The 26,920-nt window shown below is 69.2% G+C and carries 28 protein-coding genes; 7 read left to right on the top strand and 21 right to left on the bottom strand.

Going from position 1 to position 26,920, the window contains the following annotated elements:
• From AC1U89_RS23425 to AC1U89_RS23480, 12 genes are all read right to left on the bottom strand, one after another.
• Positions 1 to 869, bottom strand: an 869-nt coding sequence (locus AC1U89_RS23425; protein ID WP_479902030.1) for an alpha/beta hydrolase, incomplete at its 3' end; no start/stop codon positions are given.
• Positions 870 to 893: 24 nt separating this feature from the next.
• Positions 894 to 1,391: an RNA pyrophosphohydrolase gene (locus tag AC1U89_RS23430; RefSeq protein ID WP_479902031.1), complete on the bottom strand. Its 498-nt coding sequence runs from the start codon at positions 1,389 to 1,391 to the stop codon at positions 894 to 896.
• The gene (locus tag AC1U89_RS23435) at positions 1,388 to 2,569 is read right to left on the bottom strand and encodes a divergent polysaccharide deacetylase family protein (RefSeq protein ID WP_479902032.1); all 1,182 of its coding nucleotides are present in this window, start codon (positions 2,567 to 2,569) and stop codon (positions 1,388 to 1,390) included. Before AC1U89_RS23435 ends, AC1U89_RS23430 begins: the two co-directional genes overlap by 4 nt.
• A gap of 80 nt (positions 2,570 to 2,649) precedes the next feature.
• Positions 2,650 to 3,612, bottom strand: coding sequence for a phosphodiester glycosidase family protein (locus tag AC1U89_RS23440; RefSeq protein ID WP_479902033.1), 963 nt, complete (start codon positions 3,610 to 3,612; stop codon positions 2,650 to 2,652).
• A 480-nt stretch (positions 3,613 to 4,092) separates the two neighbouring features.
• Positions 4,093 to 4,857: a bestrophin-like domain gene (locus AC1U89_RS23445; RefSeq protein ID WP_479902034.1), complete on the bottom strand. Its 765-nt coding sequence runs from the start codon at positions 4,855 to 4,857 to the stop codon at positions 4,093 to 4,095.
• Positions 4,858 to 4,917: 60 nt separating this feature from the next.
• Positions 4,918 to 6,309, bottom strand: coding sequence for a S41 family peptidase (locus AC1U89_RS23450; protein WP_479902035.1), 1,392 nt, complete (start codon positions 6,307 to 6,309; stop codon positions 4,918 to 4,920).
• Between the two features lie 115 nt (positions 6,310 to 6,424).
• A complete protein-coding gene (locus AC1U89_RS23455) occupies positions 6,425 to 7,495 on the bottom strand; it encodes a murein hydrolase activator EnvC family protein (protein ID WP_479902036.1) in 1,071 nt (356 codons plus the stop codon).
• Positions 7,496 to 7,688: 193 nt separating this feature from the next.
• The gene (rlmH, locus tag AC1U89_RS23460) at positions 7,689 to 8,153 is read right to left on the bottom strand and encodes a 23S rRNA (pseudouridine(1915)-N(3))-methyltransferase RlmH (protein ID WP_479902037.1); all 465 of its coding nucleotides are present in this window, start codon (positions 8,151 to 8,153) and stop codon (positions 7,689 to 7,691) included.
• A gap of 58 nt (positions 8,154 to 8,211) precedes the next feature.
• Entirely contained in the window at positions 8,212 to 8,637 is a 426-nt protein-coding gene (rsfS, locus tag AC1U89_RS23465; RefSeq protein WP_479902056.1) for a ribosome silencing factor, read from the bottom strand.
• Positions 8,638 to 8,735: 98 nt separating this feature from the next.
• A complete protein-coding gene (locus tag AC1U89_RS23470; RefSeq protein ID WP_479902038.1) occupies positions 8,736 to 9,389 on the bottom strand; it encodes a nicotinate-nucleotide adenylyltransferase in 654 nt (217 codons plus the stop codon).
• Complete coding sequence (locus tag AC1U89_RS23475; protein WP_479902039.1) at positions 9,355 to 10,629, bottom strand: glutamate-5-semialdehyde dehydrogenase; 1,275 nt, start codon at positions 10,627 to 10,629, stop codon at positions 9,355 to 9,357. Before AC1U89_RS23475 ends, AC1U89_RS23470 begins: the two co-directional genes overlap by 35 nt.
• Before the next feature lie 426 nt (positions 10,630 to 11,055).
• The gene (locus AC1U89_RS23480; RefSeq protein ID WP_479902040.1) at positions 11,056 to 11,535 is read right to left on the bottom strand and encodes a hypothetical protein; all 480 of its coding nucleotides are present in this window, start codon (positions 11,533 to 11,535) and stop codon (positions 11,056 to 11,058) included.
• A 1,209-nt stretch (positions 11,536 to 12,744) separates the two neighbouring features.
• On the opposite strand from AC1U89_RS23480, the gene AC1U89_RS23485 reads away from it, so the two are divergent.
• Complete coding sequence (locus AC1U89_RS23485; RefSeq protein ID WP_479902041.1) at positions 12,745 to 13,407, top strand: hypothetical protein; 663 nt, start codon at positions 12,745 to 12,747, stop codon at positions 13,405 to 13,407.
• A gap of 116 nt (positions 13,408 to 13,523) precedes the next feature.
• Positions 13,524 to 15,845, top strand: coding sequence for a GH92 family glycosyl hydrolase (locus AC1U89_RS23490; RefSeq protein WP_479902042.1), 2,322 nt, complete (start codon positions 13,524 to 13,526; stop codon positions 15,843 to 15,845).
• A 4-nt stretch (positions 15,846 to 15,849) separates the two neighbouring features.
• Here AC1U89_RS23490 and AC1U89_RS23495 read toward each other — a convergent pair whose 3' ends face one another.
• Together AC1U89_RS23495 and AC1U89_RS23500 are read right to left on the bottom strand one after the other, a co-directional pair.
• On the bottom strand, positions 15,850 to 16,809 hold the full coding sequence (locus AC1U89_RS23495) for a DUF6624 domain-containing protein (RefSeq protein WP_479902043.1): 960 nt from the start codon (positions 16,807 to 16,809) through the stop codon (positions 15,850 to 15,852).
• A 75-nt stretch (positions 16,810 to 16,884) separates the two neighbouring features.
• A complete protein-coding gene (locus AC1U89_RS23500) occupies positions 16,885 to 17,307 on the bottom strand; it encodes a YkvA family protein (RefSeq protein WP_479902044.1) in 423 nt (140 codons plus the stop codon).
• A gap of 54 nt (positions 17,308 to 17,361) precedes the next feature.
• Here AC1U89_RS23500 and AC1U89_RS23505 point away from each other — a divergent pair, with 54 nt between their 5' ends.
• A complete protein-coding gene (locus tag AC1U89_RS23505; protein WP_479902045.1) occupies positions 17,362 to 18,144 on the top strand; it encodes an SDR family NAD(P)-dependent oxidoreductase in 783 nt (260 codons plus the stop codon).
• A gap of 77 nt (positions 18,145 to 18,221) precedes the next feature.
• On the opposite strand, the gene AC1U89_RS23510 is transcribed toward AC1U89_RS23505, so the two are convergent.
• The 3 genes from AC1U89_RS23510 to AC1U89_RS23520 all read right to left on the bottom strand — a co-directional run bounded on the left by AC1U89_RS23510 (position 18,222) and on the right by AC1U89_RS23520 (position 20,024).
• The gene (locus AC1U89_RS23510) at positions 18,222 to 18,824 is read right to left on the bottom strand and encodes a CC0125/CC1285 family lipoprotein (RefSeq protein ID WP_479902046.1); all 603 of its coding nucleotides are present in this window, start codon (positions 18,822 to 18,824) and stop codon (positions 18,222 to 18,224) included.
• A gap of 113 nt (positions 18,825 to 18,937) precedes the next feature.
• Positions 18,938 to 19,576, bottom strand: coding sequence for a LysE family translocator (locus tag AC1U89_RS23515; RefSeq protein ID WP_479902047.1), 639 nt, complete (start codon positions 19,574 to 19,576; stop codon positions 18,938 to 18,940).
• Positions 19,577 to 19,619: 43 nt separating this feature from the next.
• Positions 19,620 to 20,024: an MAPEG family protein gene (locus AC1U89_RS23520; protein ID WP_479902048.1), complete on the bottom strand. Its 405-nt coding sequence runs from the start codon at positions 20,022 to 20,024 to the stop codon at positions 19,620 to 19,622.
• Positions 20,025 to 20,189: 165 nt separating this feature from the next.
• Here AC1U89_RS23520 and AC1U89_RS23525 point away from each other — a divergent pair, with 165 nt between their 5' ends.
• Positions 20,190 to 20,390: a KTSC domain-containing protein gene (locus AC1U89_RS23525; protein ID WP_012284298.1), complete on the top strand. Its 201-nt coding sequence runs from the start codon at positions 20,190 to 20,192 to the stop codon at positions 20,388 to 20,390.
• A gap of 35 nt (positions 20,391 to 20,425) precedes the next feature.
• Complete coding sequence (locus AC1U89_RS23530) at positions 20,426 to 21,373, top strand: cation diffusion facilitator family transporter (RefSeq protein WP_479902049.1); 948 nt, start codon at positions 20,426 to 20,428, stop codon at positions 21,371 to 21,373.
• Here AC1U89_RS23530 and AC1U89_RS23535 read toward each other — a convergent pair.
• Together AC1U89_RS23535 and mtgA are read right to left on the bottom strand one after the other, a co-directional pair.
• On the bottom strand, positions 21,370 to 21,909 hold the full coding sequence (locus AC1U89_RS23535; RefSeq protein WP_479902050.1) for a GNAT family N-acetyltransferase: 540 nt from the start codon (positions 21,907 to 21,909) through the stop codon (positions 21,370 to 21,372). The genes AC1U89_RS23530 and AC1U89_RS23535 overlap by 4 nt on opposite strands.
• Positions 21,910 to 21,925: 16 nt before the next feature.
• On the bottom strand, positions 21,926 to 22,615 hold the full coding sequence (mtgA, locus tag AC1U89_RS23540) for a monofunctional biosynthetic peptidoglycan transglycosylase (RefSeq protein WP_479902051.1): 690 nt from the start codon (positions 22,613 to 22,615) through the stop codon (positions 21,926 to 21,928).
• A 96-nt stretch (positions 22,616 to 22,711) separates the two neighbouring features.
• Between mtgA and AC1U89_RS23545 the strand changes: the two genes are divergently transcribed.
• Both AC1U89_RS23545 and AC1U89_RS23550 read left to right on the top strand, forming a co-directional pair.
• Positions 22,712 to 23,389, top strand: a complete 678-nt coding sequence (locus tag AC1U89_RS23545; RefSeq protein ID WP_479902052.1) for a nitroreductase — start codon at positions 22,712 to 22,714, stop codon at positions 23,387 to 23,389.
• Positions 23,390 to 23,452: 63 nt separating this feature from the next.
• Complete coding sequence (locus AC1U89_RS23550) at positions 23,453 to 24,298, top strand: helix-turn-helix transcriptional regulator (RefSeq protein ID WP_479902053.1); 846 nt, start codon at positions 23,453 to 23,455, stop codon at positions 24,296 to 24,298.
• On the opposite strand, the gene AC1U89_RS23555 is transcribed toward AC1U89_RS23550, so the two are convergent.
• Both AC1U89_RS23555 and AC1U89_RS23560 read right to left on the bottom strand, forming a co-directional pair.
• Positions 24,235 to 25,143, bottom strand: a complete 909-nt coding sequence (locus AC1U89_RS23555; protein WP_479902054.1) for a DUF4198 domain-containing protein — start codon at positions 25,141 to 25,143, stop codon at positions 24,235 to 24,237. The genes AC1U89_RS23550 and AC1U89_RS23555 overlap by 64 nt on opposite strands.
• A gap of 2 nt (positions 25,144 to 25,145) precedes the next feature.
• Positions 25,146 to 26,369 (bottom strand): DUF4331 family protein, encoded by a 1,224-nt coding sequence (locus AC1U89_RS23560; RefSeq protein WP_479902055.1) that lies wholly within the window; start codon positions 26,367 to 26,369, stop codon positions 25,146 to 25,148.
• Positions 26,370 to 26,920 lie beyond the last annotated feature (551 nt).

Raw genomic sequence — 26,920 nt, forward strand, 5'->3', positions numbered from 1 at the left:
GCGGTAGCCGGCGCGGGCTCGGCGGCCTTCACGGGCTGGGGCGCGGGCGCCGCCGGGGCGGGCGTGGCCGCCGGGGTCGGGGCCGGAGCGGCTTTCGGCTTGCCCGTCAGCCAGGCGATCACGTCGTCGAGAATGCTCATCGTGTTTGGCTCATCTATCAAGTAGTGGGCGTTGCTGGGGTAGATCTTGAGGTCGGCGGCCGGGTATTTCCGGCCGACTCGCTGCACGTCCTCGAGAGGCGTGGTGCGATCCAGGGCGCCGGCCAGGACCAGCACGGGCACGGTCACCTTGGCGGCGTCGACATAGGCGGTCCTGTTCGGATCCTTGTGCGGCCAGGCCAAGTCGGCCAGCACCTGGCCGCTGTCATTGACCATGGTCGCGTACAGGGCGTCGTGGCGCGCGGGCGGCACGACGTTCATGACGCCGAACTTGAAGCCCGTCTTCCACATCTTGCCCGCCCGGGTCTCGGGCTTGGATTGCAGGGCCATGTTCAGAAAGGTGAAGACCGGCGAGAGCTTGGGTTTGCCGCGGGCGTCGGCCGGCGAGGCGGGGGCGAACAGCACCAGGCGCTCGGCGTGGCCGGCCTCGGCGATCTTCTGGGCGATCAGCCCGCCCATGGAGTGGCCGAAGACGATCGGCTTCTTGCCGTCCTCCTGGGCCAGGGCCTGGGCCAGGGCGCTCATCTCGGCGACATAGTCGGCCAGGGTCAGGCCGGCCAGACCGGCCCGGGGACCGTCGACCGTGCGCACGGCCGAGCGGATGGTCGGCGCCACGACGCGGTAGCCCTCGGCCCGCAGCCGTGCGGCCATGGGATCCCAGACGTCCCCAGCGCAACCGTAGCCGTGGATCAGCAGGACTGTGTCCGCCATTCCGTACTCCCCAGCGCCCGGAAATCAGCCCCCGCGCGCGAACCCACCGAACGCGGAAACGACCTGTTCGTACACCGCGCGTTTGAAAGGTACGATCAGTTCGGGCGTTTCGTCGAGAGCGCCCCATTTCCAGGCGTCGAACTCGACGTGGGCGTCGGCCTCCAGATCGATCTCGGACTCGTCGCCGAGGAAGCGGAAAGCGAACCAGACCTGCTTCTGGCCCTTGAATCCACGGGCTTTTTTCGACGCGGCGAAGTCGGCGGGGAAGTCGTAGATCAGCCAGCCCTCGGTGCGGCCCAAATAGGCGATCGAGGTGACGCCGGTCTCCTCGGCCAGCTCGCGGCGCGCCGCGGCCAGCAAATCCTCGCCCTCGTCGACTCCCCCTTGCGGGAATTGCCAGTTGTGGGGCGGCGGCTGGTTGTGTCGTTTGCCCAGCCAGACGCGGCCGTCCGGGTGGAACAGGACGACGCCGACATTGGGACGGTGATGGGGGTGATCGTCGAGGTTTTCGCTGCGGCTCATCGCTTGGCCATGGCCGAGGCGGGGGCCAGTTGCAAGCCCCTCCCCGACAGGCCGGCGGCCCACAGGCGCACCTGGTTGATCGTCACCGGATAGGCGAAGCCCGAGCCCAGGGCCTGGCCGCGACCCGCGGCGCCGACCTCCAGCATCTTCAGCTGGCCGTCGATCGAGCCGGCGGCCAGTTCGTCGTCGATGATCCGGTCGGCCGAGGCGCGGGGGATCGGACCGCCGCGCAGGGACGCCTGGCCGTCGTCGATGAAGGCCAGCCCCCGGGCCTTCAGGGCCAGGGTGAAGGTGGTCATGGCCGTGTCGCTGGTGACGAAGCGCGAGCCCAGATAGTTGGTCAGGCCGAAATAGCCGGTGGCCCGCGACATCAGCCATTCCATCTTGCGGACGGTGTCTTCCGGCCGGTTGGCGGCGATCAGGGTGTAGGGGCCCGGGTCGTTGGCCGGATAGTCGACCGGCTCCATCGGCGCTTCCAGCAGCACCTCGTGGCCGTGGCTGCGGGCCAGGTCGATCCAGCCCTGCAGGCCCTCGGAATAGGGCGCGAACGACAGGGTGATCTCGGGCGGCAGGGTCTCGATGGCCTGGCGGGTGGTCTGGGGGTTCAGCCCCAGTCCACCGATCACCAGGGCGACGCGCGGACGGCCGTCGGCGGTGAACGGGCGGGCATAGGCTTCCGAAGCCATGCGGCCGTCGGGGGCGATGACCGGCAGCGAGCCGCCGCCGGGGCCGGGGGCGTAGAGGCCGGCGATCGGCGCGGCGGGCAGGGGACCCGAGGCCGAGGCGGCGGGCGGCGGGGCGGCGATCGCGGCGCCTTCCGCGTCGGCGGCCTCGTCGTGGCCCAGGAACGGCAGGTTCGACAGGTCCAGCGCGCCCGGCAGCAGCGGGGCCTCGCCGTCGCGCTCGGCGACCAGAGCGTCGCGCCAGCCTTCGGGGACATTCTTGGTGGCGCCCACCTTGTCCAGCGCCACCCGCACCAGGGGCGAGCCCTTGTTGGGGTCGCCGGTGACCAGCACCAGCAGGGCCAGGCTCAGCAGGAAGAGGAAGGCCGCGGCGGTGGCGCCGATGAACGGATTGGCGGCGGCCGCCAGCACCTTGGCGCGCAGGTCGCCGCCCTCACGTCCGGACGCGGGCGCGTCGGCGCTGTAGGCGGGCTTGCGGGAGAAGGTCACGGCCATGCCTGGGGATTTAGCCGGGAAGCGCCGAACATATGGTTAATGAAAGGTGCGACGGAATGGCCCGTCGCCTCGCCGTCCCATCACTTCGGACGGCCGCCCTGGCCGGCGACATAGACCCCCAGGCTGGCGCCGACCAGGCGCTCGCAGGAGGTCGGCGCCTGGTTGTCCGGATAGCCGGCGATGCAGTCGCTTGCCTGGTCGGCCGGGGCGTTCAGGAAGGCGAAGCCGCCGCTTCCGACCTGGACCATGCTGCTGGAGCCCCCGCCGTCCAGGTTGATCGCCGCGGCGGCGCCCTGGTGCAGCATCACGGCGGCCGCCTCGTCCAGGGTCAGGCCGGTGCTGGCTTTGTCGAGGGCGACCAGCCACAGGGTCTTCCCGTCCTTCGAGAGGCCGGCCAGGGTGCGGGCGTTGGGGCCGAAGAAGTCGGTGCTGGAGCCGCTGAACGGCCCCAGGCTCTTGCCGCCGAACACCAGCATGTGGCTGCCGGTCACCGCCGTGGCGACCGACAGTTCCGGTATCTGGGGCGTGTTGGAATAGAGGATCCGGACCTGGCCGTCCTTCATCTGGACCAGGCTGGCGTTGAACGGATAGTCGGCCTGACTGCCGGTCGGCTTGGCGCCCTGGGGCGACTGGGTCTGGCCCCCGGCGACCTGCCAGCCGCACAGCTGGGTCGGCAGGCCCTGGAACGGGGCCGAGTAGTGGCAGCAGGTGTTGGCGTCGAACAGGTTGGCGTTGACCGCCACGGCGGCGCCGGTCGCCGTCAGGAACTGGGACGGCAGCGCCTGGCCGAACGTGCCTGGGCTGGTGACGGTCGACGAACCGAGGGTGATCGAACCCGAGCCGACGTCGACGGTCAGCACATGGGCCAGGGTGGTGTGCTGCTGCGGCTGGGCGCCGCAAGTGACGGTMACCGCCTGGTAGGTGACGCCGGGGAACAGGGTCTGGGGCGTGGTCGGGTTCTGGTACTGGCAGTCGGTCGAGGGCTGGGCGTTAGCCGTGGCGGCTCCGCCCACGGCTAGGATCGCGAAAACGACCGCGAGCATCGTCCGCATCATCATCCATGGCATTGGCGGCCCTCCCCTGGAGGTCAAAACTCTACCCTGAATAGTGGTGCTCGTCCCTGGCGAAAGCGATCAGGCCGCAAGGAGCGCGGATACGGATGTGTCGCTTCAGGGAGGGTCGACTTACGACCCGTTGCTGACGTTGAAGGACGCCCACCAAAACCCTCTCTCTTAGAGAGAGGGAGGGGCCCATGGCGAAGCCATGGGAGGGTGAGTGGTTACACCCTCACCGAATGGGGCGCGGTTGTTCAGCAGGCCTTCGATTGTTCGCCAGATTCACGATGGGTAGGCATGGCCTGCTTGTTCGACGCCTCGAAAGCGAGTTTGAACGTCTTGGGGTTTGCCGGCCGGTGGTGAAACCACTCACCCTCCCACCGCTTCGCGGCGGGCCCCTCCCTCTCTCAAAGAGAGAGGGGGTCCGAGGGCCGCTCGCCACCCTTCTCGGGCATTCCCAGGTGCGCCCTACCGCGCCATCTCCACCAGCGCCCGCTCCAGCGGGGCGGGCGATACGCGGATGGTCCCCCTAAAGGGCTGCTCCATGTCCATGACCAGGTACAGGGTCCCGGCGATCAGGGCGGCCGAGACCACGAAGATCACCACCACCAGGGCGTTCAGCGGCGCCTGGTAGCCGAAGCCCGAGAAGATCACGATCAGCCAGGCCGCCAGCACAAAGACGAACGCCCCGCCGGCGACGCCGTCCTGCGAGCGGCCGGTCACCTCCCAGCGCGCCTCGAACAGGCTTTCCAGCTGGGTGCGGGCGTCGTCGCGGATCTTGCGCTGGTCGACATTGGCCGGGCGCAGCTTGCGCAGGCCGTCGCTCATCCGGGAGAACAGCACGTCGCTGGTCGCGGCCTTGGCCGGCGCCGCCCTCCGGTCGGGCCAGGCGTCATGCAGCACCTGGCGGGCGTAGAGCCGCAGCTGGTCCCGCGTCGCGTCGGTCTCGGGGCCGTATTCGCTGAGCGTCAGGTCCAGCACGATCAGCTGCGAGGCCAGGGCGTGGACGCTGCGGTCGGTCTCCTCGAACGTGGTGCGGGCCGAGGTGATCATCACCCCCAGCACCAGCGAGGTCATCAGGGCGAAGATGTTGGAGACGGTGCGCACCACGTTGCCGGCGGCCTTGGCCCGCTGGTCGTGCTCCACCCGCTCGCAGACCAGCAGGGTGATCAGGGCCGCGGCGGTCAGGGCGATGAAGACGCCGATCGCGAGCAGGACATCGTTGGAGGCCATCACGCTCCCGCCTGGGGTCGACCGAACAAAAAAGGGCCGGCGCTGGGCCGGCCCTTTCCGTTATTTCTTCTCGACCGGCGGGGCCTTGCCCGCCGCGGCCGCCGCCTTGGCGGTGACCTCGGCGATCTTCGCGGCCGGCTTGGGCAGCTTGGGCACGGCCTGGACCGAGCCGGCCTTCAGCACGGCGATGGCGCGGTCCAGCTGGAAGTCGCCCTTCTTCTCGTCGAAGCCGGGCGGCGGCGCCTCGGCCGGCGTGTGCACGCCCTGGCGGCTCTTGCCCTCGTCGGCGTTCAGCGCGTTCTTGAAGCTGGCCTCGCTGAACCACACGCGGTTGGCGATGTCCTGGGCCTGGTCCTTGGTCTGGGCCACTTCCAGGTCGGGGGCGATACCGGTCTTCTGGATCGAGCGGCCCGACGGGGTGAAGTAGCGCGCCGTGGTCAGCTTCAGGGCGCCGTCGGCCCCGCCGCGCAGCGGGATCACGGTCTGGACCGAACCCTTGCCGAAGCTGGTGATGCCGACGAGCTCGGCGCGATGGCGGTCCTGCAGGGCGCCGGCGACGATTTCGGCCGCCGAGGCCGAGCCCTGGTTGATCAGCACCACCACCGGCAGGCCGTTCAGCAGGTCGCCGGGCTTGGCGTTGTAGCGCTGGATGTCGCGCGGGTCGCGGCCGCGCTGGCTGACCACCTCGCCGCCGTCCAGGAACACGTCCGAGACGCCCACGGCCTGGTCGAGCAGGCCGCCGGGATTGTTGCGCAGGTCGAAGACCAGGCCCTTCATGTTGGGGTTCTTGGTCTTCAGCTCGGTGATCGCCGCCGTCAGGGCGTCGGTGGCCTTCTCGTTGAAGCCGGGCAGGCGCACATAGCCGTAGTCGCCTTCCATGCGGGCGATGGCGGCCTTGGGCTTGATGATCTCGCGCGTCAGCTTGACGTCGAACGGGTCGGTCTTCTCGCGGGCGATGGTCAGGGTGACGGACTCGCCGGCCGGACCGCGCATCTGCTTGACCGCCTCGTTGACCGTCAGGCCCAGCACCGACTGGCCGTTGACCGAGGTGATGTAGTCGCCGGCCTGGATGCCGGCCTTTGATGCGGGCGTGCCGTCCATCGGCGAGATCACCTTGACCACGCCGTCTTCACTGGTGACCTCGATGCCCAGCCCGCCGTACTCGCCGCGGGTGGTGTCCTGCATGTCCTCGAAGCTGTCGGGCGACAGGTAGCCGGAGTGCGGGTCCAGGCTGGTCAGCATGCCGTCCAGCGCCGCCTCGATCAGCTTCTTGTTGTCGACCTCGGAGACGTACTGGGCGTCGACCGTCTGCAGGACGTCGCCGAACAGCTCCAGCATCTTGTAGGTCTGGCCCTTGGTCGAGCTGGTCGCCTGGGCGATGGGGCTGATGTAGGCCATGGTCCCCGCGCCGAGGACGAAGGCCGAAACACCGATGAGCAGGTACTTGCGCATGTGGCCTGGAAGGCTCCCTGAACGACGCCTGAGCGTCGCATTAAAAGGTCTCGCCCAGCCCGTTACTGAGGCGAAGCCTTGTTCATTTGACGGCCATCATCGCTGAAAAAGCCGTTTACCGCGATCCCTGTTTCAACCAGCGCTCCGGATCGACCGGCACGCCGTCCTCACGGACCTCGAAATAGAGTTCTGGCTCCGAAGAGCCCTGGTTAACCATCCGGCCAACCGTCGCGCCGGGTGCGACAGATTGTCCGGGTCCGACGGAAACCTCGTCCATTCCCGCCAGCACCAGATGGTAGGCGCCCCCAGGGTAGGCGCCTAGGGCCCGCAGGATCAAGACCGTGCCCCAGCCGTTCAGCGGTCCGGCGTATTCGACCACGGCGGCGGCGGGACTGGCCACGACGTGACCTTTTTCCGTGCGGATCGTCAGGCCGGTGGCGCGGCCGCCGGCGGGCATGGCCTGGCCGAACCGCCGGGCCAGCGGCCCGGGCGCGGGAGAGCTCAGCTTCAAGGGACCGGTAGCGGCCTTGGGCGCCAGGCCGTCGGTCAGGGCGCCCAGCGTGCCCTGGTCGTCGCCGGTCAGGGCCTCCTGGGCGTAGGCGCGCTCGAGCTGGGTCTTCTCGACGATCATCCGCTCCAGCTCGCCCCGGCGGTCGGCGACCAGGCTCTCGGCGGTGAACAGCTGCTCGGAGGCGGCGGCGGCCTCGCGGCGCAGGGCCGAGACGGCGCGGGCCTGGCGGGCGTAGCCGTCGGCGCGGGCCTGCAGCTCGGGGGTCATGGCGCGGATCAGGATCGCGGCCCGCACCGCGTCGCGGGCGTCGTTCGGGCTGACCAGCAGGGCCGGCGGCGGGTCGCGGCGGAAGAGCTGCAGGGCGGAAAGCAGCCGGGCCAGCTGGCCCCGGTCGCGGCCCAGCTCGGCGGTCAGGGCCGATTCGCGCTGGTGCAGGGCCTCCAGCCGGGCGCGCTTGAGGTCGACGTCGTCGCCGGCGTCGATCCGCTGACGGCCCAGGGCGTCCAGCTCGCCGCGCAGGTCGACGATCTCGCGCCGGGTGTCGGCGGCGGCCTGTTCGTCCCGGGCTTTCTGGCTCGAGGGCGCCCGCTGGCCGACCTGGGCGGCGACCACGGTCACGCCGCCGAGCGCGAGGCTCAGCAGGCTGGCGGTGATCAGGGCGACGCGACGCGACATGGGTCGATCAATGCCCGCATTGGGTTTCAGCGACAACCGGTTCTCGCGTCCCCCAAAGCCGCTCATCCCGGCGAATGCCGGGACCCAGATCCTATGGTTGGGACGCTGATTGGAAAAACGCAGAGCCTGAGGAACCCGCCACACCGCCATTCCATCTGGGTCCCGGCATTCGCCGGGATGAGCGGAGCGAAATCTAATCGCGGTGATAKGGCGAGCCCGCCAGGATGGTCACGGCGCGATAGACCTGCTCGGCCAGCATCGCCCGGGCCAGGGCGTGCGGCCAGGTCTGGGGACCGAAGGCCAGCATCTCGTTCGCCGTGGCCAGGATCGAGGGATCGAGCCCGTCGGCCCCGCCGATCAGGAACACGACCTTGCGGTGGCCGTCGTCGCGCAGCCGGCCCATGTGCTCGGCGAAGGCGCGGCTGGGCCGCACCTTGCCGTGCTCGTCGCAGGCGACGACATAGGCGCCCTCCAGATGCGAGCGCAGCACCTCGGCCTCGGCGGCCTTGCTGGGCTTGCGGGCCTCGACCTCGACGATCTCGACCGGCCCGATCGCCAGGGCGCGGCCGGACGCCGTGGCCCGGGACGCGTAGTCCACGGCCAGCTGCGCCTCGACCATGCGGCCGAGCTTTCCGACAGTGAGGATGGTGATCTTCATTGGAACGCTATCCCCCGGTCTTGGCGATGGCCGGGCCGGGGGATGACGAGGGGCGAACTCAGTTCGACGCCAGCCGGTGCGGCGCGTCGACGGCCCAGATCTTCTCGATGTTGTAGAACGAGCGGACTTCCGGACGGAACAGGTGGACCACCACGTCGCCGGCGTCGATCAGCACCCAGTCGCAGTGCGGCAGGCCTTCGACCCGCGCCTTGCCGAAGCCGTTTTCCTTGAGGGCCCGGATGATGTGGTCGGCCAGGGCGCCGACGTGACGGTGCGACCGGCCGGACGCCACGATCAGGCTGTCGGCGACCGAGCTTTTGTCCGTCAGGTCGATGTGGACGATGTCCTGGGCCTTGTCGTCGTCGAGACGGTTCAGGATCAGGGTCTCGAGGGCCTTGATACTCAGGTCCAGCTCGGACTCGTTGGTCGAGGTTTCGGTGGAAACCGTGCCCTCGTGCGCCTGGGGCGCGGGGTCGCTACGCAGCGGAAATGCTCCTTGATGGGGTTCGCGCAATAGCTCCCATAGCATGGAAGACTCCAAATGATGAGGGGGGTCGTGGCCGCAGGGCGGATTCAGGGCTCCTAGCCCTTGCCCTGCCGCGCGCGCAGAGCCGTGGACGAGGCGTAGTTCAGCGGGCCGGTCAGGTAGACCCACGCCGGCGCGGTGGCGTCGGCCAGGGTGGCGGCGGCGCTGGCGGGGAGACGGGCGAAGGCGAAGCGGCGGGCGGCGGGCGAGGTGCGGGCCTTCAGCGCGATCCACGGCCGCGAGATCACCGCCACGGGGACCTCGCGCATGATCTGGGTCCAGCCCCGCCAGCGGTGAAAGGTGGCCAGGCTGTCGGCGCCCATGATCCAGACGAACTTCACGCGCGGATAGCGGGCCCGCAGCACGCGCAGGGTGTCGATCGTGTATTGCGAGCCCAGGCGCGTCTCGGCGTCGGAGACGATCATCCCATTGCCCCTGGCCCAGCGCCGGGCGCCGGCCAGGCGCTCGGCCAGGGGCCTGGTCTCGTGCGAGGACTTCAGCGGGTTCTGCGGCGAGACCAGCCAGATCACCTTGTCCAGCTCCAGCCGGCGCAAGGCGGTCTCGGCCACGTGGGCGTGGCCCTCGTGCGCCGGGTTGAAGCTGCCGCCGAACAGCCCCACGCGCATGCCGGGCTCCAGGTGGAGCCCGAGCCTCTGCGCCGAGGGGCGGCCGGCCTCAGGGACGAGTCTGGCCGGTCCCGCGAACCACATATTTGAACGTCGTCAGTTGCTCGGCCCCGACCGGGCCGCGGGCGTGTAGCTTGTCGGTGGCGATGCCGATCTCGGCCCCGAAGCCGAACTCGCCGCCGTCGGCGAACTGGGTCGAGGCGTTGACCAGCACGATGGCGCTGTCCACGAGCGCGATGAACCGCTCGGCGGCCGCCGGGTCCTCGGTCAGGATCGCGTCGGTGTGGCCCGAGCCGTAGGCGGCGATGTGGGCGGCCGCGCCGTCCACCCCGTCGACCACGGCCACCGAGATGGTCGGCGCCAGGTATTCGGTCGACCAGTCGGCCTCGACCGCCGGCTTCATCGTCGGCTCGATGGCCCGCGAGGGACCGTCGCCGCGCAGCTCGCAGCCGGCCTTGATCAGGGCGTCGGCGATCGGCGGCAGCAGCCGCTCGGCCGCCGCGCGGTCGACAAGAAGCGTCTCGGCCGCGCCGCACACCGACACCCGGCGCATCTTGGCGTTCAGCACGATGTCGACGGCCTTCTTGGGGTCGGCCGTGGCGTGGACGAACACGTGGTTCAGCCCCTCCAGGTGGCCCAGCACGGCCACGCGAGCCTCCTGCTGGACCCGGGCGACCAGGTTCTTGCCGCCCCGGGGGATGATCAGGTCGATCGCGCGGTCCAGTCCGCCCAGGATCGCCCCGACGGCGTCGCGGTCGGGGGTGCGGACGATCTGCACCGCGTCGGTCGAGATCCCCGCCGACTTCAGCCCCTTGGCGATGGCCGCGTGGATCGCGAGGTTGGAATGGATGCACTCGGACCCGCCGCGCAGGATCACCGCATTGCCCGAGCGCACGCACAGGGCCGCGGCGTCGGCGGTCACGTTGGGCCGGCTCTCGTAGATCATGGCGATCACGCCGATCGGCGTGCGCACCCGGGCGATGTCCAGGCCGTTGGGACGGGTCCAGCGGGCGGTCTCCACGCCCAGCGGATCGGGGATGGCGGCCACGGCCTCGACCCCGGCGGCCACGCCTTCCAGGCGGGCGGCGTTCAGCATCAGCCGCTCGACCATCGGCGCGGTCAGGCCGCCGGCCCCGGCCTTGTCGAGGTCGCGGGCGTTGGCGGCCAGGATCGTCTCGGCGTCGGCGCGGATGGCGGCGGCAATGGCCTTGAGGGCGGCGGTGCGCTGGTCTGGCGTGGCCACGCGCAGGGCTTGCGCCCCGTGCCGAGCCGCCTGCCCCATCGCCGTCATCGTCGCCTGCAAGCTCATGCCCGCGTCGTCCATCGCCTTCATCCGATCCCGGATATGCTCAGAGTGAGCCTTACCTAGGCGCTTTGGGGCGGCGGGGGAATGGGGAAAGGGTGGTGGAGGTGTTAGCGGGGCTGGGGGGCTTACCGCTCGCTTCCAGCCTGGGCTTGTCCGCCTCCGTAGCATCCTCGTGGAGTAGATCTATTTTTTCAAAGAGTAATCATATGCCTTTGGATTCTGATCGTACCGACGTTTTTCGCGCCGATATACAAGCGCGTCTTTCAGAATGGTCTCCGAAAATGTGACAAAATGTGATGTGAGGGCTAGAAGTATCGCGACCAAAACAAACAACCCGATTGCCAAAGAAGGGATAATCCAGTTTTCGATAAAATCGATAATAGGGTCCCCGATGTAGCTCGCTTTCGGAGCTACAAGTTTGATGGATATTGGACCCTCGCTGGACTAAGTTTTTATGCTATCGGACATATAATTATATTTTGTCGTTGTATCATATACAGATATAATATGGAAATCCGCAACCGATCCGGGCGACATTTCTTTAATTGTTAATACTTTCGGATCTATTATTTCCCTGTTTGTTCCGTTTTGGCTAATATAAACTAATGCGGGCGCTCCACTAATAAAATCAATGCGTATATTTTCAACCTTCTTTGCGCCTCTATTTTCGATGTGCCAGTTGGCAGAGTATATCGCCCCTCCTTCTGAAATTTGCTTTGCCGCGTAGGGGCCTAATTTTTTCTCCCAAACATCCTGGGGGTTGCCCGGCGCGCTTTGGAACGGCGTCCACGGGCTTGCGCGCACTTCTGCGGTCAGTCGATCCGCGCTGAACTGTCTGGCGATCGGTCCTTGAAACACAACAACAAGTAGCCCTCCGATGACGGCCGCAAATACGCCGCTCAAAAATCCTATGAACTGTTTCAAACCGTCCCCCTGATCATCAGCAATTGTGTTCCCATTCGCCCCTGGGCGGATGAAGCCTCACCTTAAACCCTTGGTGGATCGGAGCTCTGGCGTCTGGCCGTGTCAAGGACGGCGCGTCGCGCCGCCGCGACGCGGCTGGCCGGAGGCCAGTCCTTGACACGGCCAGACGCCAGAGCAGGCTCGCCTCCAAGGGTCTAAGGCGAGGCCTTGCCGCTGGCGGATGACGTCAGGGGCGTTTCTTGAACCCTCTCTCATAGAGAGAGGGAGGGGCCCGCCGCGAAGCGGTGGGAGGGTGAGAGGTTACAATCTCTCAGGACGAGGCTCTGACGAGGAGCGGCTTGGCTTGACGGCCGCGATGAGGGTGGAAGTCTGGCTTCCCTTGGTGGTGCTCGGCGACTGGGGGTTTACCGGCAGGCGGTGAAACCTCTCACCCTCCCACCGCCTGCGGCGGCGGGCCCCTCCCTCTCTCTATGAGAGAGGGATTCTGATGCGTCTACGCCCGGCGGATAGCGAACGAACCTCAGCGAAATCAACGCCCTGAATTTTTTCGACCAAACTTATGCTCCTCCCTCCCAGACGCCCGTATCCTTTACCGACCTCGACGCGGGAAAGGGCGCATGGCCAGCGACCGATGCGGCGACGGGGGCGATCGAGCGGGAAGCTCTGTCGGATCCGGTCCGCGTTCGGTAGGGGCCGGAACAACCTCATGTCTCTGGTGCCGGTCGGGCGTGGTCCACAGATACGACGTGACGTGAGGGTCGAAAGAGCGGCAGGTGGGCGGTGAGACGCTCGCGGTCCGGGACTGGGGATCGTTGATCCAGCCCGCCCGTCGGAGGCTTCAAGGCGGCGAGGTTCGAACAGAGCTCAGCGCCGCCGCGCTTCCGGATAACGACCGCGCGGAGCGATCGGGCTTCGTCGAAACGGTTACTACTCAAACACTCCGGACGGTGTCCGGCGCTCCGCAGCCCTTTCCACCAGCTCACAGCCGGTTTGGCGTGGGATCACACCCACTTGCCCCCACCTGGCGGCTCCGCCGCCTGTCCGCCCCCATTAGGGGGCGGAGGACGCGCGCTCACGCCTCTTCCCCCTGTGGGGGAAGACGACCGCGCAGCGGTCCGTAGGGGGCAAGGGGTCGCCGCATAGACGCCCGCCGTCATCCCTGCCACCGTCGCCCCAGCCGGCGCGAACGCGAGGACCCGCATGGACTTCATGAAACTTCTCCGCAGCTTCGAGGAGTTCCTGTTCGAGGCGACGTCGTGGCTGGTCTTCTATCCGCTGACCTTCTGGCGCGTGCTGGTCCACCCGCTGCGGACCATGGCCTATTCCGACGCCGAGCAGGGCGACGACGAGGCCGGGCGCTATGACGACGCCCTGACGCCGCCGCTGTTCCTGCTGATCACCGTGGTGCTGATGAACCTGATCGCCCTGGTCGCCCACCTGCCCCAGCCGGAGGCCAGCGGCGGGACCCTGCGGCACGCGGTGTTCGACTCGCCCCAGAACGCGGCCCTGTTCCGCGCCCTGATCTTCAGCCTGATCCCGCTGGTCGCCGCCGTGACCCTGCTGCGCCGCCAGGGCGTGCGGCTGTCGCGCCAGACGCTGCGGCCGCCGTTCTACGCCCAGTGCTACCTGGCCGGGCCGTGCGCGGCGTTCACGATCGGCGGCGGGATCATCTTTCTGCGCGACGACCTCTCCAACCTGCTGGGCCTGGCTTTGATCCTGGCCGGGATCGCCTGGTTCCTGACCGCCCAGACCCTGTGGTTCGCCGGCCGCCTGGGGATCGGGCGGGCGCGGGCGGCCGGAATGGCCGTGGGCGCGCTGCTGCTGGCCCTGGTCATCCTGCTGGCGATCATGACGCCGGTGGCCCTTCTGTGAGGCCTGGGCGTGGAAGGGGGCGGGGACGGGCGGTTTACGAAATCAAACTTCCTAAATCGGGTGACGCCGCCCGTCGCCCGAGGCTAGGGTCCCGGCCGAGTTCGGAGGAGAATCCCATGCGTCTTGGACTGGTGCTGGCCGCGATCGCGGCGCTGTCGGCGGTTCCCGCCCTGGCTCAGGACAAGACGCCCTACCAGGCGGTCGACCCGTTCATCGGCACGGGCGGCGAGGGCCACACCTTCCCCGGCGCGGTGGCTCCGTTCGGCATGGTCCAGCTCAGCCCCGACACCGACATCCTGCCGTTCAAGCAGAGCTACGCCCGCGCCGCCGGCTACCGTTACACCGACCCGACGATCCTGGGCTTCTCGCACACCCACTTCTCGGGCTCGGGCCACTCCGACCTCGGCGACATCCTGCTGGCCCCGATCTCGGGCGAGGCGAAACTGGAGCCGGGCGAGGCCGACAAGCCGGGCTCGGGCTACCGCTCGCGCTTCTCGCATGACGGCGAGGTCGCCCAGCCCGGCTACTACGCCGTGACCCTGACCGACAGCCAGGTGCGGGCCGAGCTGACCGCCGGCTTGCGCACGGGCATGCACCGCTACACGTTCCAGAAGGGCGCCCGCGCCCAGGTGCTGCTGGACCTGCGCACCTCGATCTACAACTATCCGGGCAAGGTTTCGTGGTCGCGCATCCGCGTCGCCGAGGACGGCACGATCACCGGCATGCGCGAGACGCGCGGCTGGGCCCCGGGCCGCCAGCTCTATTTCGCCATCCGCTTCGACCGGCCGCTGGTCGGCAAGGCGCTCTACAACAAGGAAGACAGCGTCCCCTACAAGGGCTTCGCCCAGCCGGGCCGCACGCCCTTCGACCGCGCCCAGCTGGAGGGCCGGGCCCTGGTCGGGGTCTTCGACTTCGGGACCCTCGACGGTCCGCTGGTGGCCAAGGTGGCCATCTCGTCGGTCAGCGAGGAGAACGCGGTGCTGAACCTTTCCAGCGACGAAAAGGGCTTCGACTTCGACGGCCTGCGGGCGCGGACCCGCGCCGACTGGGAGAAGGCCCTGGGCGCGGTCGAGATCGCCGCCCCGGCCGCGACGCGCACCAGCGTCTACACCGCCCTCTACCATTCGCTGCTGGCGCCCAGCGTGTTCAGCGACGTCGACGGCCGCTATCGCGGGCCCGACAACGAGGTCCACGAAGCCAAGGGCTACACCTTCCACTCGACCTTCTCGCTGTGGGACACGTTCCGCGCCGAGCACCCGCTGCTGACCCTGGTCCAGCCGGAGAAGCGCACCAGCGACGTCGTCAATTCGCTGATCGCCTCGCAGCAGGAGAGCCCGTACGGGATCCTGCCGGTCTGGCAGTTCCACGGCCAGGAGACCTGGACGATGATCGGCTATCACGCCGTGCCGGTGATCGCCGACGCCTACATGAAGGGCTTCAAGGGCTTCGACGAGAAGGCCGCCCTGGACGCCATGGTCAGGAGCGCCACCTACGCCCCCTATGGGGGCCTCGGCGACTACATGGCCCTGGGCTACGTGCCGATCGACAAGGAGCCGGAGGCCGCCTCCAAGACCGTCGAATACGCCTATGACGACTGGACCATCGCCCGCATGGCCAAGGCCATGGGCCGGAGCGACGTGGCCGCGACCTTCGAGAAGCGGGCGGGCAACTGGAGGAACAGCTTCGATACGAAGACCGGCTTCCTGCGGGCCCGCAAGAGCGACGGGACCTACCGCACGCCCTTCGACCCGACGGCGATCAACTACGGCTCGGACTACACCGAGGGCAACGCCTGGCAATATTCGTGGTTCGCGCCCCAGGACTTGGGCGGGATCGTCGGCCTGCTGGGCGGCGACGCGGCGACGGTGAAGAAGCTGGACGCCATGTTCGACTTCGACAACTCCAAGCTCGACTACTCGCACGCCGAGGACATCGCCGGCCTGATCGGCCAGTACATCCACGGCAACGAGCCCAGCCACCACGTGGCCTATATGTACGACTACGCCGGCGCCCCCTGGCGCACCCAGGCCCGCCTGACCCAGATCGTGAAGAGCCAGTACAAGCCCACGCCCGACGGCCTGTCGGGCAATGACGACCTGGGCCAGATGTCGGCCTGGCTGGTGTTCACCTCACTGGGCTTCTACCCCGTCGCCCCGGGCTCGAACGAATATGTGATCGGCCGGCCGTTCGTGGAGAAGGCGGTGCTGAACCTGGAGGGCGGCAAGCGCTTCACGGTGCGGGCCGTGGGCCTGTCGGACGCCGCGCCCTACGTCGCCTCGGTGACCCTGAACGGCAAGCCGCTGGCCCGCAGCTTCGTCCGCGACGCCGAGATCCGGGCCGGGGGCGAGCTGGTCTTCACGATGAGCGCCGCGCCGAACAAGGCCTGGGCCAGCGCGGTCAAGGATCGTCCGATGTCTATGACGGGGTACGGGAAATAGGCGCTCAGGAGGCCTTGAAGTTGGCGCAGACGGTCCGGAACTGGGATTGGTAGTCGGCCTCGGAGCCCAGGCCCAACGCCAGGCGGCGGGCGTCCAGCCCTTCCGGGTCCCTGACCGTGTCGGGCTTCCAGCGGCCCGGCCCGATGCACCGACCCTGGGTGCCGTAGACCTGGGGCTCCCCGGCGTTGGTGGCCACCCGGTCGGCCAGGTAGGCGTAGTTGATCTTGCCCTGCATGTCGGTCGCGAGGGCCAGGACCGGGAGCAGGGCGCGCTGGAAGTCGGGGTCCCGATCGGCGTGCTGGGCCAACAGCCAGGCGTTGCCGCTGGCCTCCGCGCCGTCGCGGGCGGCGGTGAACCAGCCGTTCTCGCGCCATTCCGCCTTCAGCCAGACAAGGTTGTCGGTGTCCACCTCGCACAGCCGGGTCAGGAAGGGGCGCTTGACCATGTCCTGCATCGGGCCGGTCGGCAGGGCCCAGATGTCGTGGATGGCGTAGCGCATCGCCTGGTCACGGGCCACGCGGGCGAAGAGCTGGCGTCGGCGGGGATCGGTGGCGGCCGCGGCCTTGCGCGCGGCGGCACGGGCCCCGGCATAGGCGGGGCCGCCGACGTCCTCGCCCTTGGCCAGCCTGGCGACGCGGGCGTAGAGCGCCTCGCGCTTCTCGTCGGCGGCCTTCCAGTCGGCGCGCCAGGCGTCGGGGTCCTTCGCCATGAGCGCGGTGACCAGGCCCACGCGGACGAGGGCCTCGGCCTCGGTCTCGCAGGCGCCGGGCGCGGCCTTGAGGCGCTCGCCAAGGGAGGCCTCGAGACCTTGGCTCAGGGCCGCCAGGCCGCCGACGCCGACCTGGTCGCGCAGGGTCATATAGTCGAAGGCCCGGGCGGCGGTCGGATCGGCCAGCAGGGGCGCGATCGACGGCGCGGGGGCGTCGGCGGCCAGAGCGGCGGCGAGGGTCAGGACCAGGAGCACGCGAGGCCTCGGATCGAAATGAACTTCAGGTTGATTTCGACCCTTCCGCGCGGAAAGGTCAAGGTTGCGACGGGCTCAGTCGTCGGCGCCCAGCTTGTCGAGGAAGCTCCTGGCCTCGTCCCTGTGGCGGGGCTTCAGGTTCTTGCCGACGATGGCGATCATGGCGGCGATGACCGCGGCGTCGTCGGTGAAGCCGATGGCCGGCAGCACGTCGGGGATGGCGTCGGTCGGGAGGACGAAATAGGCCAGGGCGGCGAACATCAGGCCCTTGGCGGCGGTGGGCGTGGTCGGGTCCTTGGCGCACCACCACAGCGACAGGGCGTCGGCCGCGAACGGGACCTTGGCTGCCACCTTGCGGATCTTGGGCCAGAAGCCGCGCGTCACCCGCTGCTCGTTGACCCGCACCGTTGCCGGGACCAGCGCTTTGGCCGGGTCCAGCACGTCGCGGGCGTTCGCCTCGGGATTGACGTCGGGGGAAGGTTTGGCGTCGGCGCTCATCGGGTTAAACCGCTCCTCAAGGACCAATTAAACGCAAGCGCTGAGGAAACGTCCATGAAACTTGATAGCACCGTCGCCGCCGTCGTCACCGGAGGCGCCTCGGGCCTCGGCGAGGCCACCGCCCGCGCCCTGGCCGCCCAGGGCGTCAAGGTCGCGATCTTCGACATGAACGAGGCGACCGGCGAGAAGGTCGCGGCCGACATCGGCGGCGTCTTCTGCAAGGTCAACGTCACCTCGGACGCCGAGGTCGACGCCGGCTTCGAGAAGGCCCGCGCCGCCCACGGCCAGGAGCGCATCCTGGTCAACTGCGCCGGCACCGGCAACGCGGCCAAGACCGCCGGCCGCGACAAGGCCACCGGCGAGACCAAGCACTTTCCGCTCGACGCCTTCGACCGCATCATCCAGATCAACTTGGTCGGCACCTTCCGCTGCATCGCCAAGTCGGCCAAGGGCATGCTGGACCTGGAGCCGGGCGTGGACGGCGAGCGCGGCGCGATCGTCAACACCGCCTCGGTAGCGGCCGAGGACGGCCAGATGGGCCAGGCGGCCTATTCGGCGTCGAAGGGCGGCGTGGTCGGCATGACCCTGCCGATCGCCCGCGACCTGATGGGCGAGGGCATCCGCGTCAACACCATCCTGCCGGGCATCTTCAACACCCCGCTGATGAACGGCGCGCCCGAAGCGGTGAAGGCGGGCCTGGCCGCCTCGGTGCCGTTCCCCAAGCGCCTGGGCAATCCCGAGGAATACGCCCAGCTGGCCCTGACCATGATCACCTGCGGCTACTTCAACGGCGAGGACGTGCGTCTTGACGGCGGCATCCGCATGGCGCCGCGCTAAGGGCCAGAACGAAAAAGGGCCTCCCCGAGGGGAGGCCCTGACTTCGCGGCGCCCGATCTCTTGGCGAGAGGCGGGGATCAGCCGGCCGAGGCGACCGGACGCTGGATGGTCGGACCCAGGTTGGTCATGATCTCGCGGGCGTCGTAGGCGCGGGGATCGCCGGCGGGCTTGGGGCCCTTGTGCAGCAGGATCTCGGCGCTGGCCTGGAACTTCTCGATGGTGCGGACCTCTGTGGAGCCGCCCCAGAACGGGTCGCCCCACGGACCCCAGTAGCCGCCGTAATAGCCGCGCCACGCCGGACGCCAATAGCCGTACGGATAGCCGTAGCCGTAGCCGCCCCAGCCGGGACCGTAGCCGTAATTGTCGATCACGGCGCGAGCCTGGCGGTCGGTGCGGCGGTCGGCGGTCTCGAACCAGTCGTAGCCGGCCTGCACGGTGACCTCGGCGGCGCGGTACAGCAGATAGCGCTCGACGGTCTCGCGCGAGGTCATGCTGTTGCCGGCGAAATTGACCTGATAGCGGTCGCTCTCCAGCCGTCGGTCGGAGAACCCGCCCTGGGCCTTCTGGCCGGCGATGTTCGGCTGGTACGGGGTGGCGGTGGCGCAGGCCGTCAGGAGGGCGGCGAGCGCCACGGCCGCGACCATCCGGACCCGGCCGGCGATGGTCTTGCGATTAGTCATGGCGCATCCCTTCACTAGGAATCTCGGCGAAAAAGACTCGTTTTCGTCCCATCGTAATAATGCATGGCGCAGCTTTGTGGTTTCGCCAAGGCCATTGCGTTTCAACGTCGAGATCAACCGCGGGAAACGATCAGCCCCGCGGCGGTGATCAGCAGCACGCCGACGACGATCGCGAAACCCTTGCGGAACCCCGGTTCGTTCATCCGCGAGGCCAGGGCGGCCCCGCCCAGGCCGTAGCTGCTCATGCTGATCAGGTCCATGCCGATGGTGGCGGCGGCGAACATCAGGAGCTGCGGGACCAGCGGCCGGTGGACGTCGATGAACGGCGGCAGGACGGCGCCGAAGAACAGCAGGATCTTGGGATTGGCGATCTGCACGGCGAAGCCGTCGCGGAAGGCCGAGCGGCTCATGCGGTACGTCCGGTGCGCCCCTTCGCCCTCGCCGCCCTTGTCGCGGATGCCCGCTCGGGCCGACTTGAAGCCCAACCAGACCAGGTAGGCCGCGCCCGCCAGGGCCAGCAGGTGGAAGGCCTTGGGGAAGGCGATGATCAGCGCGCCCAGGCCCAGGGCCGAGCAGGCGAACCAGACCAGGGTGGCGGTGTTCATGCCGGCCACGCCCAGCAGCGCCGCGCCCTTTCCCTTCTGCATGCCGGTGGCGATGGCGAACAGGTTGGCGGGCCCCGGCGTGAGGGCCATGACGAACATCGCCACCAGGAAGGCGCTGTAGCGGGCGGGATCGACGGGCAGGGTCATGGCCTGGCCTATAGCCAAGCCTCGCCCGCCGAACCAGTCGCGGCTAGGCTCCGAACACCACGAGCATCCAGATGACGCGGCCCAGGGCGCCGAACAGCAGGACGGCGGTCGCCAGGGCCTGGATGATGAAGCCGGCCTCGCGCTTCCCCGGGTCGGCCACGTAGCCCAGGGCGTAGACGATCCGCCCGACGATCCAGACCCCGGCCAGGATCGCGGCGACCAGGTCGCTCCAGTAGACGGCGAACAGCCACAGCGACGGCAGGAACAGCGGCAGCCATTCCAGGGTGTTGGCCTGGACGCGGATGTGGCGCTCGAGGATCGGATCGCCGGTCATGGTCGGCGCATGGATGCCGGTCTTGGCCCGGACCCGGCCGATGCGGGCGATCATCCAGACATAGACGAGCAGCGCGGCGATGGTGACGATGGCGACCCAGGAATGCGGATGCATGTGCGTTCTCCCCCGGCTCCATGAAGCGGAGCCTTGTTCTCACGGGACTACACCCCAGTTCGCGCCGGTTTGCACCCTAAACAGGCGCCCGAAAGACCCGGGGAACCGCCCCGCGCGGCCGTGCGCTTTCACAGGCAGACGATCCTCATGCGGAGGCTTCCAGCCATGCGTGTCGACTCCACGGCGATCCGCCAAATCGACTACGAGCCCGAGCACGGCAAGCTGTTCGTGACGTTCCACGACGGCGACGAATACGTCTATGTCGGCGTGCCGCCCCGGGTGACCGAGGCCTTCGAGCGCGCCCCGTCCAAGGGCCGGTTCTTCCAGCGGATGATCCGCGACCGATATCCCTACAACCGGGTCTGACGGAACGGCGGTGATCCCGGCCGCGTTCGGCCCGCATGGCCGCGACGGGAACCCACAACAGCTCGACCACCGTCGTCTACGCGGCCCTGGCCGGCAACCTGGCCATCGCCGCCACCAAGTTCGTCGCCTTCGCCCTGACCGGCTCGTCGGCCATGCTGACCGAGGCCATCCACTCCAGCGTCGACACCGGCAACCAGGGCCTGCTGCTGCTGGGCCTGGCGCGGGCCCGCAAGCCGCCCAGCCAGACCCATCCGTTCGGCTACGGCATGGAGGTCTATTTCTGGGCCTTCGTCGTGGCCCTGCTGATCTTCGCCCTGGGCGGGGCCTTCTCGATCTACGAGGGCGTGCTCAAGATCCTGCGGCCCGAGCCGATCGGGCGGGCCTGGATCAACTTCCTGGTCATCGGCCTGGCGGTGCTGTTCGAGGGCGGCTCGTTCCTGGTGGCGTGGAAGGAGTTCCGCGTGTTGACCCGGGGCACGCCCTTCCTGCGCGCCATCCGCCGCAGCAAGGACCCGTCGGTGTTCGCCGTGCTGCTGGAGGACGGCGCGGCCCTGGCCGGTCTGGCGATCGCGGCGCTGGGCGTGGCGGGCTCGGCGGTGTTCGGGATCGCCTGGGCCGACGGGGCGGCCTCGGTGGCGATCGGGGTGCTGCTGGTGGCGGTGGCGATCTTCCTGGCCAACGAGACCCGCAGCCTGCTGACCGGCGAGTCGGCCTCGCCCCGGATCGTCGAGGCCGTGCGCGGGATGCTGGCCGCCGACCCGCGCATCGACACCGTCGCCGAGGTGCTGAGCATGCACCTGGGGCCGCAGGAGATTCTGCTGGGCGTCACCCTGGACTTCCACGACGACCTGACCGCGGGCGAGATCGAGGACGCGGCTGACGACTTCGCCACGCGGATCCGTGCGATMGACGCGCGGATCACCCGGGTGTTCGTGCGCTCGGGCCGGGCCCGGGCGGCTTATGCGCGGCCCCTGGAAGGCTAGGCCCGCCGCGCCTTCCAGTCGGCCGCGCTCTGCCCCCACAGCTCAAGCGTCTTCTCCTGATAGGGCTCGGGCAGGCGCCCCATCCGCAGCAGGCGCGAGCCCAGCCGCAGGGCCACCGCCTTGGACGGCAGGTTTTCCGGATCGATCGAGTGGATGACCTCGTCCCAGCCCAGGTGGTCGACGATCCAGTCCATGGCCGCGCTCGCCGCCTCGACCGCGTAGCCCTTGCCGTGGAAGCCGGGATGAAGGCCCCAGGCCAGCTCCGCGCCCGGCCAGGCCTCGGGGCGCCACGGGCCGACGCGCCCGATCCAGCGGTTGCTGGCCTTCTCGACCACCGAGAACATGCCAAAGCCGTGCAGGGCCCACGAGCCGGTGACGGTCGCCATGGTCCGCCAGGCGGGGCTGCGGGCCATCTGGCCGCCGATGAACCGCGCCGCCTCGGCGTCGCCCATCAGCTCGGCCCAGCCGTCGAGGTCGGCGGCGACCGGCGGCCGCAGGATCAGGCGTTCGGTCTCGAGCGTGGGGCCCAGGGCCATGTGGGTCTTCCTCCTCCTAGGCCACGCAAGCCGCCAGGCCGTCGCGGCGCACGGTCCCCGAGGCCTTGCCGATCCGGCTGGAGCGCTTCTTGACGTAGCGGCCCGGATTGACCGCCTTCCACTTCAGGGGGCTGGGCAGGATGGCCGCCAAGCGCGAGGCCTGCTGCTGGGTCAGCTGGTCGGCCCCGACCTTGAAATAGGTCCGCGACGCGGCCTCCGCGCCATAGAGGCCCGGGCCGTATTCGATGGAGTTCAGATAGACCTCCATGATCCGCTTCTTGCCCCAGAACGTCTCGATCAGGACCGTGAAATAAGCCTCCAGCCCCTTGCGGAGATAAGAGCGGCCCGGCCACAGGAACACGTTCTTGGCGGTCTGCTGGCTGATCGTCGAGCCGCCGCGGACCTTCTTGCCCTTCTCGTTGTTCTCATAGGCCTTCTGCAGGGCGTCGAAGTCGAAGCCGTGGTGGTCGCAGAACCGCGCGTCCTCGGCGGCGATCAGGGCGCGGGGCAGGGCGGGCGAGACCTGGTCGATCGGCCGCCAGCGATGATTCCAGCCCTTGCCCTCGGCCAGGCGGATGACCATGAGCGGCGTCGCGGGCGGCGGCACGAAGCGATACAGGATCACCGTCAGCACCGGTCCGGCGACCAGCACGATGAACAACGCCACCAGGATGTTACGCACCAGAACCTTCACCGATCGCCCCAACCTGTCTTGACGCTTGCCTTGACGTTGCGGCCGGATGCTAGCCAAGCCGCCGTCGTCTGTCGCGGGACATAGCGCGCATCGGTTAGTGAGGCCTTGATGACCGAGTATCGAACCGTCTCCGAAGCCGCCCGACGCCGGATGTCCGTCCGCGCCTTCAAGCCCGATCCCGTGCCCGGCGCGGCGGTGCGCGAACTGATCGAGGCCGCCGCCCGCGCCCCGTCGGGCGGCAATCTCCAGCCCTGGGTGGTGCACGCCCTGTCCGGCCAGCCCCTGGCCGAGTTCAAGGCTCTGGTCGCCTCGCGGCTGATGGATCGCGACGAGCCGGAATACCACGTCTATCCGCCCAACCTGTGGGAGCCGCTGCGCACCCGCCGCTACCAGGTGGGCGAGGACCTCTACGCGTCGCTCAATATCCCGCGCGAGGACAAGCTGGGCCGCCTGCAGCAGTTCGCCAAGAACGCCGAGTTCTTCGGCGCGCCCGTCGCCCTGTTCTTCTCGGTCCACCGCGACTGCGGTCCGCCCCAGTGGTCGGACATCGGCATGTACATGCAGACCCTGATGCTCTTGGCCGTGGAGCGTGGGCTGGACACGTGCGCCCAGGAGTTCTGGTCGGTCTACGGCAAGCTGATCCACGGGTTCCTGGAGCTGCCGGACGACCACATGCTGTTCTGCGGCCTGGCCCTGGGGTATCGCGACGAGGACGCGGCGGTGAACGGCTGGAGCTCGCGGCGCGCCCCGTTCGACGAGTGGGCGACGATGCGCGGGTTCGACTGAGCGCCCCGCCATAACCTCAGAGGTTATTGCCACCGTGACCTCGCCCGCCGATAGCCGTTCGCCATGAACCAGCTCAGCGTCACCTCGCTTCTCCAGACCCGCACGGTCGGCGTCCGCGACGTGGCCTGCGACGGCGCCTGCCGTCACCGAAGCCCCAGCGAATGCGCGGCCTCGACCTTCCTCGTCTTCCCCTATCGCGGCGTCTATGTCCGTCACGTCGGGCGCCGGGACGCGGTGGCCGAGGCGAACCAGGTGGTGTTCTTCAACCGCGACCAGGACTACGCCATCAGCCATCCGGTGGGCGGCGGCGACGCCTGCCTCTCGGTGTCGATCGACGAGGACCTGCTGGCCGAGCTGTCGCCGGCTGACCAGCTGGAGGCGGGCGGTTCGCCAGTGTTCCGCGATCCCGCGCGACCCGTCGATCCGCGGCTCCAGGTCCTGGCCGCCCATCTGCGGCACGGCCTGGCGCGGGGCGCCTTCGAACCGCTGCAGGCCGAGACCCTGACCCTGGGCCTGGTCCGTCGCGCCCTGGGCGATCGCGCCTCCCACGCCCGGGCGGCCAGCTACGGGCGACGCAAGCTGGCCGACCGGGCCAAGCTGGTCCTGGCCTCCGATCCCGCGCGCCGCTGGACCCTGGCCCAGATCGCCGGCGAGGTCGGGGTCTCGCCCGTTTACCTGACCCAGGTCTTCGCCCAGGCCGAGGGCGCGCCGCTCTATCGCTACCAGCTGAGGCTGCGCCTGGCCCGCGCCCTGGACCTGCTGGCCGACTGCGACGACCTGACGGCCCTGGCCCTCGATCTGGGATTCTCCAGCCACAGTCACTTCACGGCCGCCTTCCGCGGACTCTATGGAAGCCCGCCGGGCGCGTTCCAGCGGGCCTCGCGCCGGGCCTGGTCCGGCCCTGCCTGATCGGGCCCTCTTTGATCGGGAAAGCCGAAGCTCAGGCTGGCGAACACGGTCTCGAAGTCGACGCCCTCGTCGGCCAACGGCCTGGTCCAGACGACGTCCATCATCCAGTTGCCGCCGCCGGGCATGGCGAAGGCCGCGCGGCCCTCGCCGTCGGTGCGATGGCTCTCCACGGGTGCGGCGTCGTGGGCGAGGTCGGTGATCTTGACCAGCGCCCCGGCCAGGGGGCGGCCCTCGTACAGCACCCGCACCGGCAGGGACGCGGGACGTGGCAGGGCGTAGGGGCTGACCTCGGGCACGATCTCCAGGTCCAGCCCCACGGGCCGGGTGACGACCGCCTGGCCGCCGCCTTCGCCGACCTGGATCAGGGCCTTGGTCTGGCGGCTGTAGCGCTCGGAGGCGTCGATGGCTTGCAGTCCTCGCGCCGCGCGGGTCTCCAGCGCCGGGGTCAGGCCCTCCTCCTCGGCATAGGCGTTGAAGCGGGCGGCCGACTGGTGGCTCTGGGCCGTGGCGTCGCTGCGCAGGGTGACGACGTAGGCGCCGGGTCGGTCGAAGCCCAGCACGCCGTCGGCGGTCGCCGCGCCGAGGGTCAGGGCGGGTTTCAGGTCCTGGGCGGCGGCGTCCGGCGAGGTGGCGTCGAACCGCACCACGCGGCGCAGCGGCAGCTGGGAGCGCTGGCGCTCGGTCCCCGTGCCGACCTGCAGGATCATCGGCGTGGTCTCGCCGGCCGGCAGCCAGAAGCGCTCCGGCTGGATCCAGAACTCGTGGGCCAAGGCGGCATGCGGCAGGCAGGCCAGGGCGGCGGCCGCCGGCAGCAGACGGCGAAGCGCGGTCGTGAACGCGGCCATGGTCAGGGCTCCTTGCGCGGGGGATAGGCGGCGCCGTCGGGCGCGGCCAGGAAGGGGAAGACGGTGTCGGAATGGACGCGGTCGTCGCGGTCGACCCCGTCGTCGACGCCGGTCAGGCCGCCGGTGACCAGCAGCGAGCGGTAGACGTCCACCGCGTCGTAGTTGGGGGTCCGGCCGCCGCAGTCGCCGGCCAGGTCGCGACGGCCAGCCAGGGCGGCCAGCTCCACCGCGAACAGGGTCGTGCACCGCGTGGCGGCGCTGTCGATCCACAGCCGGTCGTCGGCCAGCAGGATCGCCAGGTTCAGATAGCGCGAAGCGCCCGCCGAGCGGTCGGCGATCATCGCGTTGCCGCAGTCGCCGTCGAAGGCGTCGTAGAGGCCCAGGGTCTTCTCGATCTCGGGGATGAAGCCGTCCGACGTCGCGGGGGTGGCGTGGTTGTAGGCCTCCTTCAGCGCGTCGCTGACGGCGTCGGGCTCCAGCGTGGCCAGCAGGGCGTTGCCGGTCAGCGGCCGGCCCATGCGGTCGATGCGGCCCTTGGGACCGTCCGTCTCGCCCCAGACCGCCAGCATCCTGCCGCCCTGCGACACGGCCGGCAGGTCGATCGAGATCACCAGCGAGGCCGGGGTCCAGCCCGCCAGCAGGTTCTGGGCCGGGCCGCCGCGCGTGTGGCGCCAGCGGTCCAGGATCCCGGCCGAGGTCGCCCGGTCGAAGGCCGGACAGCCCGCCTCGTCCAGCGGCGCGCCGGCCTTCAGCGCGGCGGCGGCGAAGTCGTAGGCCTCGCGCGTGCCCTTGACGTTGTTGAAGAACGGATCGTCGCGCAGGCCGGCGAAGACGCGGAAGCGATGGCGGGCCGAGACCAGGCCCTCCGGTCGGCTCGCGTCGCCGTGGACCGTGTCGCCCCCGGCCTGGCAGTCGATGTCCGGACCGGCGAACCGGCACGAGATCGTCGTGGTCGCGGTGGTCTTGCCGAGCCGCGCGCCGCTGTCGACGTGGAAGACATAGGCCAGGTCCTTGGAGAAGCCGTGGCCGACGATGGCCATCACCAGGTTCAGCTTGCCCGGCGTGGTCCAGGCGAAGATGTCGCCGATGTCGGCCCGGGGATCGGCGATGACGCTGGGCGTGTCCAGGTGGTCGGACGCCCGGGCCGGGCCGGCGGCRGCGGCCAGCAGCGCCGCGCTCCCCAGGCCGGCCGCCAGCGCGCGGCGGAGATTGGTTGTCGAGGGCATGGTCGGCTCCGGTCGAAATTGGAGCTGCAGAAGGCCTCGGAAGGGGCTGCGCCCGCTGTCGAAATCTTTAGCGATCTTCGCGGACGCGACTTCGCCGTCTCACGCGGAAAGCCGCTGAGCTTATTGGGGAGGCGCGGAGCGGCCGGGCTTCGCCCGGAGACCGTGGGTGTTGTGTTTGCGTTTCGGCTTGGCTCGACCGCTCCGCAGAACCGTTCTTCTCAAGGGACGGCGACTGAGGGCCTGTTTCATCCCGGTCGACGTTTCCCCTCGGGCGGGCAGGATCAAAGTCGCCCGGAAGGGGCCGTCGGCGACTCCGACTGATCCTGGAACAGGCCGGTTTGAACTTTCCGGCCCCGTCGACCCTTGCCGTCCAGCGCTCGCCCGTTCCGGGCCTTGGRRCCTTCTGAGCCCCGCTTCCCGCAACGATCCGATCGCCAGGCCGGCTCGGCCCCGCTCGGTTCCATCCCCATCGCCTGCTTGGGCCGGTACCAAGAGCCCTCCCCGTGATGGTGACGGGTTCAGTATGTGGGCGGTTCAAACCCTGGCGCGTT

It is taken from the genome of Caulobacter sp. 05T431 (genome assembly GCF_056665975.1).

Bases quoted from the DNA above. Each gene is read 5' to 3' on its own strand.
- AC1U89_RS23485 (WP_479902041.1), top strand. From the start codon at position 12,745: ATGAAACTTCTCCGCAGCTTCGAGGAGTTCCTGTTCGAGGCGACGTCG.
- AC1U89_RS23515 (WP_479902047.1), bottom strand. From the start codon at position 19,576: ATGACCCTGCCCGTCGATCCCGCCCGCTACAGCGCCTTCCTGGTGGCG.
- AC1U89_RS23510 (WP_479902046.1), bottom strand. From the start codon at position 18,824: ATGACTAATCGCAAGACCATCGCCGGCCGGGTCCGGATGGTCGCGGCC.
- AC1U89_RS23490 (WP_479902042.1), top strand. From the start codon at position 13,524: ATGCGTCTTGGACTGGTGCTGGCCGCGATCGCGGCGCTGTCGGCGGTT.
- AC1U89_RS23470 (WP_479902038.1), bottom strand. From the start codon at position 9,389: ATGTGGTTCGCGGGACCGGCCAGACTCGTCCCTGAGGCCGGCCGCCCC.
- AC1U89_RS23455 (WP_479902036.1), bottom strand. From the start codon at position 7,495: ATGTCGCGTCGCGTCGCCCTGATCACCGCCAGCCTGCTGAGCCTCGCG.
- AC1U89_RS23435 (WP_479902032.1), bottom strand. From the start codon at position 2,569: ATGGCCGTGACCTTCTCCCGCAAGCCCGCCTACAGCGCCGACGCGCCC.
- AC1U89_RS23475 (WP_479902039.1), bottom strand. From the start codon at position 10,629: ATGGACGACGCGGGCATGAGCTTGCAGGCGACGATGACGGCGATGGGG.
- AC1U89_RS23500 (WP_479902044.1), bottom strand. From the start codon at position 17,307: ATGAGCGCCGACGCCAAACCTTCCCCCGACGTCAATCCCGAGGCGAAC.
- AC1U89_RS23430 (WP_479902031.1), bottom strand. From the start codon at position 1,391: ATGAGCCGCAGCGAAAACCTCGACGATCACCCCCATCACCGTCCCAAT.
- AC1U89_RS23525 (WP_012284298.1), top strand. From the start codon at position 20,190: ATGCGTGTCGACTCCACGGCGATCCGCCAAATCGACTACGAGCCCGAG.
- AC1U89_RS23450 (WP_479902035.1), bottom strand. From the start codon at position 6,309: ATGCGCAAGTACCTGCTCATCGGTGTTTCGGCCTTCGTCCTCGGCGCG.
- AC1U89_RS23545 (WP_479902052.1), top strand. From the start codon at position 22,712: ATGACCGAGTATCGAACCGTCTCCGAAGCCGCCCGACGCCGGATGTCC.
- AC1U89_RS23520 (WP_479902048.1), bottom strand. From the start codon at position 20,024: ATGCATCCGCATTCCTGGGTCGCCATCGTCACCATCGCCGCGCTGCTC.
- AC1U89_RS23505 (WP_479902045.1), top strand. From the start codon at position 17,362: ATGAAACTTGATAGCACCGTCGCCGCCGTCGTCACCGGAGGCGCCTCG.
- AC1U89_RS23550 (WP_479902053.1), top strand. From the start codon at position 23,453: ATGAACCAGCTCAGCGTCACCTCGCTTCTCCAGACCCGCACGGTCGGC.
- AC1U89_RS23555 (WP_479902054.1), bottom strand. From the start codon at position 25,143: ATGGCCGCGTTCACGACCGCGCTTCGCCGTCTGCTGCCGGCGGCCGCC.
- AC1U89_RS23445 (WP_479902034.1), bottom strand. From the start codon at position 4,857: ATGGCCTCCAACGATGTCCTGCTCGCGATCGGCGTCTTCATCGCCCTG.
- AC1U89_RS23535 (WP_479902050.1), bottom strand. From the start codon at position 21,909: ATGGCCCTGGGCCCCACGCTCGAGACCGAACGCCTGATCCTGCGGCCG.